Source organism: Fructobacillus papyrifericola (assembly GCF_018437235.1).
Taxonomy (GTDB): Bacteria; Bacillota; Bacilli; order Lactobacillales; family Lactobacillaceae; genus Fructobacillus; species Fructobacillus papyrifericola.
The window spans coordinates 124,412-137,513 of sequence record NZ_JAAMFJ010000001.1; the positions used below are offsets into that span (position 1 = coordinate 124,412).

Below are 13,102 nucleotides of genomic sequence, written 5' to 3' on the forward strand. Positions count from 1 at the left end.
CCGGTCATTTCCGCCATGGTCGTCGTCGAGGGCTGGTCGGATACCCAGCGTCTGGCCTTGGCCGTTCAATGCGACACCATTGAAACGGGTGGTTCGGCCTTGGGGGAACGCGTTCTCGAACGCATTTCACTTGCTCAAAAACGGCGGGGCGTGATTGTACTGACCGATCCGGACTTTAACGGGAACCGCTTACGGCAGTTGATTTTGGCCGCGGTGCCGGGCGTGACTTTGGCCAGCATTTCCCGCGACCAGGGGCGGGCGGCCAAGGATAATCCGCACAAGTCCTTAGGAATCGAGCACGCGCCCATTGCAGACCTGCAATCAGTCTTGCTGAAGGCCGACCAGCAGGCCCAGGGAAAGCGGCAAGAATCCGACATTGACTTGGCCTTTTTGCTTGACTATGGCTTGCTCGGGGCCGGACAGGCGAAGGAGAAGAGGCGGCTTTTGGGGGACCGATTGTCAATTGGCTATGCCAATGGCAAACAGTTGCTGGCACGCCTTCAAGCCCTTGGCTTTCAAAAACACGATGTGTTAAATGCGTTAAAAGGAGGCCCAGATGGCCAAAACAATTGATATTGCCTCACCAGCACGGACTCAGGCGATTCTGAACCAATACGGACTGCGTGCCAAGAAGAAGTTTGGTCAAAACTTCCTGACGGATGGTAACATTTTGGCCGGCATCGTTGCGGCTGCTAATTTAACGAAAGAGGACCACGTCGTTGAGATTGGGCCTGGAATTGGTGGCTTAACGGAATACCTGGCCCGGGCTGCAAAGGACGTTTTGGCCTTTGAAATTGACCCGGACATGGTCAAGATTCTAAGTGAGACTTTGGCACCTTACGAAAACGTGCAGGTGCTGGAACAAGACGTCTTGGAAGCGGACTTGAAGACAGTACTAGCTGGTGCCTTTGGCGATCAGGAAGCCGTCAAAGTCGTCGCCAACTTGCCCTATTACATCACTACGCCCATTTTGCTGGCCCTTTTGCAGGCAGACCTGAACTGGCAGCAACTGGTTGTCATGATGCAAAAGGAAGTCGCCGACCGATTGAGCGCAAAGCCCGGCACAAAGGAGTACGGGGTGCTGACGGTCATGTTAGACTACTACGCCTCGGTTTCGGTCGCCTTGAAGGTACCGGCGGCCGCCTTTAACCCGGCGCCAAACGTTGATTCGGCCGTGGTTTCCTTGACGCCAAAGCCGGCCGAAGAACCGGTTGATGAACCAAAGCAGCTCTTCTCCTTGGTCAAAGCCTGCTTTGCTCACCGGCGCAAGTCCCTTTGGAACAACTTGCTGCAACGCTTTGGCAAGGAAGAGGAGACCAAGGCGAAGCTGACGGCCGCTTTGGCGGCTTCCGGCATCGAAGCAGGCATTCGGGCCGAACGCTTGACTTTGGCGGAATTTACCAACTTGTACAAGGCTTTAAAGGCGGAAGGGCTGCTTTAAACCTCTCTTTCTAATAGAAATCTCATATTACTTGAACAATTCGTAACGATAAGTTATAATTATTCTTGTTTAGAAAGAAAGGCGGTTTATATGTCAACCTTAGAAGAGATTAAGTCACGGTTAGACGCCCACATCGGCGAAACGGTTACCGTTGTGTCCCAAGCCGGACGCAAGAAATTTACAAAACGTTCCGGGATCTTACGTTCAACTTTCCCTTCATTATTCGTTGTTGAACTGGACGAGGAAGCCCAGTTTAAGCAAGCATCATACAGCTATGCCGACGTCTTGACTAAGAATGTCGACGTGGATTTTGCAGAGTAATGATTTTAGTTAAAGGCCCAGATGGGCCTTTTTTATTTTAGAAAGAAATGATCATGACTGACTTCATTCAGGTTCGCCACTTTCAGGCGGCCTTTGGAAAAAAGATAATTTTAAAGGATGTGTCCTTTACACTGCCAAAAGACCAATTGACCGTTGTCCTTGGTGAGAACGGGGCGGGGAAGACGACCTTAATCAAGGCCTTGATTGCAGCCGCGTTGGGCCAGTCGAGTCAAGAGACGATGACGGTTTCGGCTCAGCGTCTGGCCTACGTGCCTCAGTTTCGCGACTTGGGTGCCGACTATCCCTTGTCCATTAAGGCCTTTGTGGCCCTTGGTGTACGCGATCATGGCCTGCCTTGGCTGACTAAAAAGGAAAAGGCCAGTGTTTCGTCAGCCTTAAAGCGTTTAGACTTGAACGATTTGGCCGACCTACCCCTGGCCAAGGCCTCCGGTGGCCAAAAGCAGCGGGCTTACATTGCCCAGGCCTTAGCCAAGCAGCCGGATCTCTTAATTCTTGACGAACCGACGTCGGCTCTAGACAGCCAACACACAGCAGAATTGGTTATGCAGATTCGTCAGGTCCAAAAAGAGCGCCAAATTGCTGTTCTCTGGATTTCCCACGATACGTCCTGGGTTCGTCAGTCGGCCGATTACTACCTTTGGCTGCATGATCAAACGGCGACCCTTGGTTTAGCCAAGGACTTGCCGGTTGAAGCGGAATCCAAGCACCAGGAGGAGGTCTTAAATGTTTTCTGAAGCATACATGGTCAACGCCTTCATTGCTGGAACGGTCGTTGCCTTGATTTCGGCTTTGGTCGGCACCTTTGTGGTGGCTCGTTCCTATAATTTTTTGACCCACTCCCTTTCCGAAATTGCCTTTGCGGGGGCGGCGCTTGGCTTTTGGCTGGGCTTTGCACCGCTTTTGGGGATGGTCGTCTTGACGGCCGCTTCGGCTCTGGCCATTGGTTCCTTAGAGAATGCCAAGGTTAAGTCGGATAACGTGACCTCAGCCATTTCGGCCTTGGCCATTGGTCTTGGCATTCTCTTCTTGGCTCTGGGCCACTCGTCCTCTTCTTCAGCCACGGGGATTTTGTTCGGTTCAGTCCTGGGCATTTCAACGGCTGACCTGCAGCTGCTCTTTGCCATGGCTGCCATCGTGGCCGCCGTGCTCTTTTTCCTCTACCGGCCACTGTCGCTTTTGGCCTTTGATGAAGCGGGCCTGCTGCTTTCCTCCAAGAAGAAGGGCCTGTTGCGGGTTGCCTTTTTGTTGATCATGGCCCTTTCGGTGGCCATTTCATCCCAGTTGGTTGGCTCACTTCTGGTCTTTGTCTTAGTGACCTTACCAGCGGCTTCGGCCCGGGCCTTTCAAAAGTCGATTGCCGGATTGATTGGCTTGGCCGTTTTCTTCGCCCTCTTTGGTACCTGGGTGGGTCTGGCCTTGGCCTACTTGACCAACCTGCCAACCTCCGTCTTCATCGCCCTAATTGAAGTCGCCATTTACCTGCTGTCACTCTTGCTGGCCAAGCTGGACTAGGGAATTTTAATTTTGAAAATTTGAGCTTGAAAAGGCGAATGTTCGTCTTTTCAAGCTTTTTTTATGCTATAATTATCTGGATATTTTGTTTAAAAGGGGGCGGGCCCTTGAGCCCGACAAAAGAAGATGAAAACACGCCGCGCAGACCGTTTGGTCGACATGACACACTACTTATTAGAACACCCACGGGTCCTGGTTTCCCTGAACTTTTTTGCGGAGCGCTACGAGACGGCCAAGTCCTCGATTTCCGAAGATTTAGCCATCGTTCGCCGCGTCTTTAAGAGTCGTGGAACCGGTGACTTGAAGACCTATCCAGGCGCAGCCGGTGGGGTCTACTACACGCCAATGATGGGGCAGGTCGAAGCGGCCGACTTTGTTAACAGTGTTTGCGAAGCCGTCTCAGACGAAAGTCGCGTTCTGCCCGGTGGCTACGTCTATCTCTCCGACCTGCTTGGCGATCCAGCTGTTTTGCGGCAAACGGGTCGCTTGCTGACGACGGAATACGTCGGACAGGAAATCGATGCCGTGATGACGGCGGCTACGAAGGGGATTCCCCTGGCTCAGGCCGTTGCAAGCGAACTAAACGTGCCCTTTGTCATCGTCCGTGACGATGCCAAGGTGACCGAAGGGTCGATGATTTCGGTCAACTACTTGACCGGCTCATCCAAGCGAGTGGAAAAGATGGCGTTGTCAAAGCGCTCTTTGCGCTCTGGTGCCAAAGTCTTGATTGTCGATGACTTTATGAAGGCTGGTGGAACCATTCAGGGGATGCAGACACTGGTTCGCGAATTTGGTGGCACGGTTGTCGGAACGGCGGTCTTTGCCGAAGGTCGTTCCAACGTCCGCTTGATTGAGGACTTCACGTCACTCTTGCACGTTGAAACGAGTCCTGAAACGAAGACGCAAATCAAGGTTACCCCAGGAAACTTTGACACACGGATTTACCAGGAGAAGGCATAAGATGGAAGGAACAAACGTAGTCATTTTGGCGGCCGGAAACGGCTCACGGATGAAGTCTAACCTGCCCAAAGTCCTCCACGAAGTAGCCGGCAAGGCGATGGTGGACTGGGTACTATCAGCGGTCGAACCACTGTCACCCAAGAACATTTTGACGGTAACCGGTGTCGGCAACGAAAAAGTCCAGGCCCACATTGGCAAGCGCTCCGACTTTGTCATCCAAGAAAAGCAGCTGGGAACGGGCCACGCGGTCTTGCAGACCAAGGCTGCGCTTGGTAACGCCAAGGGGTCAACCCTGATTTTGTCCGGCGATACGCCACTCTTTACCACCAAGACGCTGGAAGCCTTGTTAGAAGAGCACGCACGGACCAAGGCAGCGGTGACGGTTCTGACCGCCCACGCCGATGACCCAACCGGTTACGGACGGATTGTCCGCGACGATGAGGGCATGGTCTTAAAGATTGTTGAGCAAAAGGACGCCTCCATCACGGAGCGGCGGATTCAAGAAATCAATACGGGCGTTTACGTCTTTGATAACCAGTTGCTCTTTTCGGTCCTTTCCAAAGTCGGCAACGACAACGCCCAGGGGGAGTACTACCTGCCCGATACGCTGGATATCCTGCGTGAAGCGGGGCAGCCCATCGGGGCCTATGAAACCATGGACTTTGATGAGTCTTTGGGCGTCAACGACCGGGTGGCCTTGGCCAAGGCCAACGAAATCATGCGCGCTCGGATTAACGAAAAGCACATGAGAAACGGGGTTGAATTATTGGATCCTGCCCAGACTTACATCGAAGCCGATGTGCAAATTGGCCAGGATACGGTTATTGAAGGCAACGTCACCCTGAAGGGGAAGACGGTCATTGGGCGTGATAACGTCTTGACGGCCGGGACGCGGATTGAAGATTCGACAATTGGCGATGGCAACGTCATCACTTCTTCCCACTTGGAAGAAGCGACGGTTAAGAACAAGACGACCATCGGACCATACGCCCACCTGCGTCCACTGGCAGTGATTGAAGACGAGGCCCACTTGGGTAACTTTGTCGAGGTCAAGAAGGCGACCGTTGGCCTGCGTTCCAAGGTTGGCCACCTGTCCTACGTGGGCAATGCCACGCTAGGTGAAGACGTCAACGTTGGCGCCGGAACAATCTTTGTCAATTACGACGGCGTCAACAAATTTGATAGCAAAGTCGGCGACCGGGCCTTCATCGGTTCCAACACGAAGATTATTGCCCCTGTGACGATTGCAGACGAAGCCATCACGGCGGCCGGTTCGACGATTACAGACGACATCCAAAAGCACGCCATGGGCATTGCCCGTTCGCGTCAAACCAATAAGGAAGACTTTTGGAAGCGGATGCCTCATAAAAAATAAGCAATGAAAAGGACAGCGAAAGCGGTCCTTTTTTGCTGCTTTCTTTTCCGCTAAAAAATTTTGTGGTATACTCAATTCAGTTATTATTACAACTATACCAATATTGAAGGAGCGAAAGATGAATAAGAAAGCTGTTGCCTTGATTGCTGCCGTTTTTGTGATTGTTGCCGGGGCTATTGCCGCGGTTACAATCGGTGGTAATTCCGGAAAAAAGAAGGAGGACCATTCAATGAAAAACATGAAGATGTCATCATCAAAGATGGCTATGTCCTCAAGCATGGATATGTCTTCTTCTTCAAGCATGAACATGTCATCCATGAAGATGGACGAAAGTTTGCCAACCAACTTGAAGACGGCCGAAAATCCTAAGTACCCAGTCGGCTCTGCCATTACCTTGGAGGCCGACCACATGACTGGCATGAAGGGGGCGGAAGGAACGGTTGCAGCCGCTTATGATACGAAGCTCTACGAAGTCACTTACCAGCCAACCAACGGTGGTAAGAAGGTCACGGGCCACAAGTGGTTGACCAAGGACGACTTTAAGGACATGAAGGACCACAAGAAGGGTGACAAGGTAACCCTTGAAAGTGAGCACATGGCAAACATGAAGGGGGCCAAGGCAACCATTACCAAGGTTGTTGATGGACCGGCCTATGCCGTCAACTACCAGCCAACCAACGGTGGTGACATGGTCAAGAACCACAAGTACTTGGTTGAATCTGAAATTAAGGCTCGCTAAAATAGACTTAACGAATTGTTTTGAAAGGGGTAAACAGCATGGATTTTTCAGTTCTCTACATTGGCTCAGGACAAGCTACCTGGAACGGGGCGGTCCCACTTGCCAAAACCGGTGTTAAGATTGGGGTGATTGAAGAATCCCAGTACGGCGGTGTCTGCTCCAACAAGGGCTGCAATGCCAAGATTATCTTGGATAAGCCGCTGCAACTCGTTGACCAAATTAAGGCCCTGCAGGGTCGCGGCTTGGACGGTTTGCCCAAGGTAAACTGGGAGGACCTGATGGCCCACAAGCACGAGCTCATCGTGCCCCAGGATCAGCACGGTAAGGACCGCTTGGATAACGTCGGAATTACGACCATTAACGGACATGCCGAATTCGTTGATGCCCACACGGTTCGGGTTGGTGAAAAAAATACACGGCTGACAAGATTGTCATTGCCACCGGACTGCGTCCACACCGCCTAAACATCCCAGGGGCTGAAAACTTGCCAACTCCACGGACTTCTTGTCTCTGCCACACATGCCTGAACACGTGACGATTCTCGGTGGTGGTTTCGTGGCCATCGAATTTGCCACGATTGCCTCAGCCGTTGGTGCCAAAGTTGACGTGATTACTCGTGGTAACCGGATTCTAAAGCAGTTCCCAGCCGAATACGTGGCGGCTGTTCAGGCTGACTTGAAGAAGGCTGGCGTCCGCTTTATTCCGGACATGAACGTTGAAAAGGCGGAGAAAAACGACGATGGTAGCCTGACTTTGTTCGGACCAAAGGAATTCCAGTTGACGACCGACTACGTTTTGGATGCGACCGGTCGTATTCCAAACCACGACCAGTTGAACCTGGAAGCGGTTGGCGTGAAGGCTAATAGCCGGGGAATCGAAGTAAACGAATATCTGCAGACAAACGTCGAAAATATTTACGCCGCTGGGGATGCCGTGGACAAGACCATTCCGAAGTTGACGCCCACGGCCGCCTTCGAATCCCGTTACTTGGCTGCCAAGTTTATGGGGACAAACGAAGGACCAATTGCTTACCCAGCCATCTCTGAAATCGTCTTTACTTCGCCAAGAATCGCCCAGGTTGGTGTTTCCTTAGATGAAGCTAAGGCCAAGCCAGACCAGTACGAAGTCGTTGAGGCTTCCTACGATGGGGACTGGTACCGTCAGGTTGAAAACGAACAGGGAGCCAAGCTCTCCTTGATTTTTGAAAGAAAAAGCCAAAAGCTCGTTGGGGCAGCTGAAATGGCTAACGCGGCTGAGGAAACGATCAACACGATTGTCCCTTACGTCCAGATGGCCTTGACCAAGGAAGAACTAAACGACTTTGTTTACGTCTTCCCATCAATCGCCTACACCTTGCAGCGGCGCTTGCCACTTGTTTAATTGAAAAATCCGTCGCTTTGATGAAGAGCGGCGGATTTTTGACTTTTGTGGAGCAAGGGCCTATGCTATACTCTTTTTGTTAAGCAAAGGAGAATTTCATGGAACTTTCAGGTGAAAACATCGTCGACTTGGTCGATAACCAATCCTACCAGGAAAAGGTCATTGATAACCCCGAGGGCAAAGCCGTCGATTTGGACGGGCTCTTTGCCGCCTTTGCCAAGCTGGCTGAAAATGAAGAGCCAGCCCGGGCTGCCCTTGCCATCGACGGTGGCATCGAAGCGGGTGGGACGACTTTGTCCATGGAATTGAACGTGATTAACCTGCCTTTGCGCTACAAGAACCAGGAAAAGAAGCTGGTTTACGTTGACCAGGCCTATGAGTTGAACGTTTACTTGGTTGTTGACAACGCCTACGTCACCAAGTCCGCTCTGAAGATTGAAAAGCTGGCTTCGCTGTCGGCCTACTTGGATGATCCGGATTCCGTTTTGGCCAAGGCTGCCAAGCGCTTTGCCGAACTCTTGGATCAGATTCGAGAAAACCAGGAGGAAGCCGTTAAAGAAGCGGATAACGAAGATTCAAAAAATAAATAATGAACCAAACGTTTATAGCGGGAACCAAATTTTCTCTTGTTATAAACGTTTTTTTGTCGCTTCTTTTAAAAAAAGTTTATAATGAAAGATAATTTGGGTATTTGCAGGCGAAACCCATATCAAATTGCCGTCGACACAGTAAGTGTAGAAAGGTTTTTTTGATGCGCATTAATATTCTTCAACATACTTCAAACGAGGGGCCGGGGGCCATTATCGACTGGGCCAATGAGCGGGGACACGAGGTATATACTTATCATCCCGATCAATTCGGTACTTTGCCGAAGGTAGCTGAAACCGATCTGCTTGTTATTTTGGGCGGCCCCATGAGTCCAAATGATGACTTTCCTTGGATTTTTGAAGAACGACAATTAATTCTGGCTCTGATGGATTTGGACAAGCCGATTTTTGGGGCTTGCTTCGGTGCTCAACAGATTACAAAGGCGCTGGGCTATCCCGTTTCCAAATCGCCGGAAAAGGAAGTTGGCTGGGCACCAGTTACTTTGCAGAGTCATATAATTCCAAACGTACCCGACGAGTTGTTTGCGCTGCACTGGCATGAGGAAATGTTTGAAATTCCCGCAGGTGCTGATTTGCTTTTTTCAACTGAGGGATTAAAAAATCAAGGCTTTGTGATGAACCACCGGGTGATTGGGTTACAGTTCCACTTTGAACCATTAGCCAATAATGTTCGGGAGATGGTGGTCAACGACTTTTCCTATATTGAAGGTTCTGTTTTAGGACAAACGGCAGAAGACATTTTAGAACAACCCGTTCCAAGAGAAAATCGGCGAGTGATGTTCGCACTGCTTGATTATATTTGTCAGTAATAAAAAAGCTGCTCGTCATTTCGACGGAGCAGTTTTTTACTCTTCTCTGATTCTAGCGGATAGGTGGTAGGCCTGACCCTCTTTTTCCACGGTTGCCTTTAAGACCGAGGGGGAAGATACGTGAGAGAGAGTTTGTAGATCACCTAGGTCGTAGGCTTCAATCACGGCCTTTACCAGGTCCTTTTTACTGATAAAGTCGGATTCGGGAATCGCCAGCTCGTCCCAGTCTTTAATTTCGGCCTGGCCAAGGGCCTTGAGTTCTTTTGTTTGAATTTTTGAAATGACTAACATAGTGCCATTGTAAGGCCAAGCAGTGCTTTAGTAAAGCTTGCCTTTTTGAAGTAAAGCTGGCATAATAAAGGTATGCGATGAGTCGAACGCGTCTTTTAGGACGCTCACGCGGCCTGCTCGGATTAAATTCCAAGCCACGGATTTGGTGCAGGTGTTATGACTGTTGTGGAACTTTCATATCTCACCATGACTACTTGTTTTTGCAAGGGTGACGCTGACTTGTTTTGATCGTGACTGATTGAAACCGCCCGTCGAAGCGAATTCGGCATGCCAAACTAAGGGCGAACTACGGTTCGTCCTTTTTTACTGTCCTAAAAAGCATGCGCTTTCTGCTATAATAAAGAAAGCTATCAATGGATTTGGAGGGGACTTTCGTGGAGCAATCACAGTACGTCAGCGTCGCGGCCTTAACGAAATATTTATCGGCCAAGTTTGACCGGGATCCGCACCTGGGCAAGGTTTATTTGACCGGTGAAATCTCCAACCTGGGTAACCGCCGTTCCCGCCATCTCTACTTTTCAATTAAGGATCCGGAAGAAAAGGCCGTTATCCGTGCCGCCATGTTTTCCTATGCTTCTCGCTTGAAGTTTGAGCCGGAAGAGGGGATGAAAGTCCAGGCCATTGGGCGTGTGCAGATCTACGAACCTTCCGGATCCTACTCCATCATCTTGGAACAAATGACACCGGCCGGTGTTGGGGACCTCTTCTTAGCCCTTCAGCAGTTGAAGGATAAGTTAGCAAAAGAAGGACTCTTTTCGAAAGCGAAGCGGCCCATTCCCCCATTGCCAAGAAAGATTGCCGTGATTACCTCACCAACCGGGGCCGTTGTCGAAGATGTGGCCAAGACGGTCGAACGGCGTTTGCCCCAGGCCCAAGTTGTTCTCTTACCGGCCGTTGTTCAGGGTGAAGGCGCCGTTCCATCGCTTTTGAAGCAACTTGAACGAGTGGATCAAATGGACTTTGACACCGTGATTATCGGTCGTGGTGGTGGTTCCATTGAAGACCTCTGGGCCTTTAATGACGAAGCGCTGGTTCGACGCGTCGCGGCCTTGAAAACTCCAATTATTGCTTCCGTTGGGCACGAAACGGACAACACTCTGGTCGACTTGGTTGCTGATCAACGAGCGGCCACACCAACGGCAGCGGCTGAGTTGGCCACGCCAATCTCGAAGCAGAATTTGATTGACCGTGTTTTGGAATTATCCTCCCGCTTGAACTTGGCTGGGCAGAAGCTGATTCAACAAAAGCAACAAGCACTGAAGTACGTCGTTGATCGACCAATTATGAAGCAGCCAGACCGCTTGTATGCGGCCTACCAGCAAGAGGTCGATTCCCTTGAAAAGCGCTTGATTCAAGCCTTTTCACGCAAAACGGAGCAGGGCAAGTACCAAAAGCAGGCCCTGACGGAACGTCTAGCCAGCCAAGAGGGTCAGCTCCTGCGTCCCTACCAAGAACGCCTGTCTCTGGCAGCCGCCAAGCTGGACTTGGTTTCACCGCTAAAGATTCTGTCTTCCGGTTACACCATTGTGAAGGGCGAAGATGGCCAAGTGGTCAAAGCAAAGAAGGACTTAATGGCCGGCCAGAAGGTGGCGCTGACTTTTGCAGACGGCGATTTATCTGCTGAGATTTTAGGAGAAGAACATGACTGAAAAAGCAACATTTGAAGAAAAATTGTCACAGCTGGACCAGATTGTCACGGCCTTGGAAAAGGGTGACCGCCCCTTGGAAACGGCCCTCAATGATTTTAAAACGGGCGTTAGCTTGGCAAAGGACTTGCAGAAGACGCTGGCAGAAGCCGAGAAGACTTTGGCCAAAGTCATGCAAGACGATGGGTCCATGACGAATCTGGAATTGACCAACAATGACTAATTTCAAGGACTTTATCAAGACCTATAAGCCGCAAGTTGAGGCGGCCCTGGTGGCGGAAACGACCAAGCCAGAAAAAGCGTTAATTTCCAACTACGAAGAGGATGCGGCCTACGAAAAGGCCCTGCAGTACGCCTTGTTAACGCCGGGCAAGCGCTTGCGGCCGCTCTTGGCTTTGGCCGTCATTGATTCCTTTGGTCAAGACATTGATGGGCAGGCCGTTAAGGCGGCTTCTGCCATCGAGTGGGTGCACGCCTACTCGCTGGTTCACGATGATCTGCCTGAAATGGATAACGATGCCTACCGCCGTGGAAAACTTTCGGTTCACGCTTTGTACGGGCCAGCCCTGGCCGTTTTGGTGGGCGATGCCCTGCAGGCCAATGCCTACGCCATTCTTTCCTCCTTGACAGCCATTTCGGCCGAGCAGCAGGTCAAGATGGTGGCGACTTTGGCAAACCGTTCGGGGGCCTTTGGCATGGTCTACGGCCAAGTCCTAGACATGCGTAACCACGATGCCAAGGGAATTGGTGAGGTCGGCTCCATGGAACGGGTCGAAGCCTTTTCAAACCTGATGAAAGTCTACCAGATGAAGACGGCCGATCTCCTGGTGGCCGCTGCGCTCATTGGGGGGCACTACCTCGGATTGGGGCAGGAAGCCCTCTTACACTTGGAACGCTACGCCACAAAGCTTGGTATCATCTTCCAGATTCAAGACGACATCGATGACTATGAGCAAGATGTCAAAGAAGACGTGGTTTCCTTTGTCCGCTTCTACGGACTGGAAGAGTCCAAGAAAATGGTGGCTGACTTGCTTGACCAAGCCCATGGGGCTTTGGCTGACTTAAAGGCGGTAGACGGCCGCTTTGATCCGGCCTTACTCACTGATTTGATTGATTTAATTGGAGCATAGCAATGGCAGTTGCAAAAGAACGTGTTGACATTTTACTCGTCCAGCAGGGCCTCTTTACCTCTCGTGAACAGGCCAAGCGGGCCGTCATGGCCGGGCAGATTCTCGGTGAAAACGAAGAACGCTTAGACAAGGCCGGACAGAAGATTCCGGTTACGACCGAACTACATTTTAAGGGGCAGCCACTGCCCTTTGTTTCCCGTGGCGGCTACAAGTTGGTCAAGGCCATCGAGACTTTTGGTATGGCCATGGAAGGGCAAATTGTCTTAGACATTGGTTCTTCAACCGGTGGCTTCACCGACGTTTCCCTGCAAAACGGGGCAAAGCATGTCTATGCTTTGGATGTTGGCACCAACCAACTGGCCTGGAAGCTACGCATTGACGAGCGCGTGACGGTCATGGAGAACACCAACTTCCGCTATGCCAAGCTGGCAGACTTCATGGAAGGACAACCGACCCGGGCGACCATCGACGTTTCCTTTATTTCCCTCAGCCTGATTTTGCCAACCCTAAAGGACATCTTGGCTAAGGGTGGGGAGGTGGCTGCCTTGATCAAGCCACAGTTTGAAGCCGGTCGTGAACTGGTCGGTAAGCACGGCATCATCAAGGATCCGGCCGTACACCGCCTGGTCTTAGAAAAGACCTTGCCAATGATGGTCGAAAACGGCTTTTCCGTGAAGGGACTGACCTATTCACCCATCAAGGGTGGCCAGGGGAACATTGAATTTTTGGCCTGGTTGGAACGGTCAGATGAAGCCGTTATCGCCGATGACGTGGCAATCGACAAAGTCATCGAAGAGGCCCACGGTCAGCTTGACCAAGAAGGCTAAAAAGGCTGCCAAAGAAGTTCTTTGGCGCGTACATATTTTGTT

Annotated in this window: 17 protein-coding genes; 16 read left to right on the forward strand and 1 reads right to left on the reverse strand. The window is 51.1% G+C overall.

Annotated elements, in window-relative coordinates; translation table 11 throughout:
* The first annotated feature begins 15 nt into the window (after positions 1-15).
* The 12 genes from rnmV (at position 16) to G6R28_RS00660 (ending at position 9,166) form a co-directional block, all read left to right on the forward strand.
* Positions 16-573, forward strand: a complete 558-nt coding sequence (gene rnmV / locus G6R28_RS00610) for a ribonuclease M5 (protein ID WP_238479270.1) — start codon at positions 16-18, stop codon at positions 571-573.
* On the forward strand, positions 557-1,441 hold the full coding sequence (rsmA, locus tag G6R28_RS00615) for a 16S rRNA (adenine(1518)-N(6)/adenine(1519)-N(6))-dimethyltransferase RsmA (protein ID WP_213792311.1): 885 nt from the start codon (positions 557-559) through the stop codon (positions 1,439-1,441). Before rnmV ends, rsmA begins: the two co-directional genes overlap by 17 nt.
* 90 nt (positions 1,442-1,531) lie before the next feature.
* The gene (locus G6R28_RS00620; protein ID WP_213792312.1) at positions 1,532-1,762 is read left to right on the forward strand and encodes a Veg family protein; all 231 of its coding nucleotides are present in this window, start codon (positions 1,532-1,534) and stop codon (positions 1,760-1,762) included.
* A 53-nt stretch (positions 1,763-1,815) separates the two neighbouring features.
* Positions 1,816-2,517, forward strand: a complete 702-nt coding sequence (locus G6R28_RS00625; RefSeq protein ID WP_213792313.1) for a metal ABC transporter ATP-binding protein — start codon at positions 1,816-1,818, stop codon at positions 2,515-2,517.
* Positions 2,507-3,295, forward strand: a complete 789-nt coding sequence (locus G6R28_RS00630) for a metal ABC transporter permease (protein WP_213792314.1) — start codon at positions 2,507-2,509, stop codon at positions 3,293-3,295. Before G6R28_RS00625 ends, G6R28_RS00630 begins: the two co-directional genes overlap by 11 nt.
* A gap of 126 nt (positions 3,296-3,421) precedes the next feature.
* Positions 3,422-4,255 (forward strand): pur operon repressor, encoded by an 834-nt coding sequence (gene purR / locus G6R28_RS00635; protein ID WP_213792315.1) that lies wholly within the window; start codon positions 3,422-3,424, stop codon positions 4,253-4,255.
* 1 nt (position 4,256) lies between these two features.
* Positions 4,257-5,630, forward strand: a complete 1,374-nt coding sequence (gene glmU, locus G6R28_RS00640) for a bifunctional UDP-N-acetylglucosamine diphosphorylase/glucosamine-1-phosphate N-acetyltransferase GlmU (RefSeq protein ID WP_213792316.1) — start codon at positions 4,257-4,259, stop codon at positions 5,628-5,630.
* Positions 5,631-5,748: 118 nt separating this feature from the next.
* A complete protein-coding gene (locus tag G6R28_RS00645) occupies positions 5,749-6,369 on the forward strand; it encodes a YdhK family protein (RefSeq protein WP_238479197.1) in 621 nt (206 codons plus the stop codon).
* A 38-nt stretch (positions 6,370-6,407) separates the two neighbouring features.
* Positions 6,408-6,833 carry a hypothetical protein gene (locus G6R28_RS06520; RefSeq protein ID WP_238479199.1) on the forward strand — a complete coding sequence of 142 codons (426 nt, stop codon included), beginning with the start codon at positions 6,408-6,410 and terminating at the stop codon, positions 6,831-6,833.
* Between the two features lie 55 nt (positions 6,834-6,888).
* Positions 6,889-7,749 (forward strand): FAD-dependent oxidoreductase, encoded by an 861-nt coding sequence (locus tag G6R28_RS06525; RefSeq protein WP_238479201.1) that lies wholly within the window; start codon positions 6,889-6,891, stop codon positions 7,747-7,749.
* A gap of 98 nt (positions 7,750-7,847) precedes the next feature.
* Entirely contained in the window at positions 7,848-8,339 is a 492-nt protein-coding gene (locus tag G6R28_RS00655) for a hypothetical protein (RefSeq protein ID WP_213792317.1), read from the forward strand.
* Positions 8,340-8,500: 161 nt separating this feature from the next.
* On the forward strand, positions 8,501-9,166 hold the full coding sequence (locus G6R28_RS00660) for a type 1 glutamine amidotransferase (RefSeq protein WP_213792318.1): 666 nt from the start codon (positions 8,501-8,503) through the stop codon (positions 9,164-9,166).
* Positions 9,167-9,202: 36 nt separating this feature from the next.
* On the opposite strand, the gene G6R28_RS00665 is transcribed toward G6R28_RS00660, so the two are convergent.
* The gene (locus tag G6R28_RS00665) at positions 9,203-9,457 is read right to left on the reverse strand and encodes a hypothetical protein (protein ID WP_213792319.1); all 255 of its coding nucleotides are present in this window, start codon (positions 9,455-9,457) and stop codon (positions 9,203-9,205) included.
* Positions 9,458-9,810: 353 nt separating this feature from the next.
* Here G6R28_RS00665 and xseA point away from each other — a divergent pair, with 353 nt between their 5' ends.
* From xseA to G6R28_RS00685, 4 genes are read left to right on the forward strand one after another with little or no spacing between them, the layout of a single operon-like run.
* Complete coding sequence (gene xseA, locus G6R28_RS00670) at positions 9,811-11,106, forward strand: exodeoxyribonuclease VII large subunit (protein WP_213792320.1); 1,296 nt, start codon at positions 9,811-9,813, stop codon at positions 11,104-11,106.
* Positions 11,099-11,326, forward strand: a complete 228-nt coding sequence (locus G6R28_RS00675; protein ID WP_213792321.1) for an exodeoxyribonuclease VII small subunit — start codon at positions 11,099-11,101, stop codon at positions 11,324-11,326. The genes xseA and G6R28_RS00675 overlap by 8 nt, the downstream gene beginning before the upstream one ends.
* Positions 11,319-12,233, forward strand: a complete 915-nt coding sequence (locus tag G6R28_RS00680; RefSeq protein WP_213792322.1) for a polyprenyl synthetase family protein — start codon at positions 11,319-11,321, stop codon at positions 12,231-12,233. Before G6R28_RS00675 ends, G6R28_RS00680 begins: the two co-directional genes overlap by 8 nt.
* 2 nt (positions 12,234-12,235) lie before the next feature.
* Positions 12,236-13,060 (forward strand): TlyA family RNA methyltransferase, encoded by an 825-nt coding sequence (locus G6R28_RS00685; RefSeq protein WP_213792323.1) that lies wholly within the window; start codon positions 12,236-12,238, stop codon positions 13,058-13,060.
* Positions 13,061-13,102 lie beyond the last annotated feature (42 nt).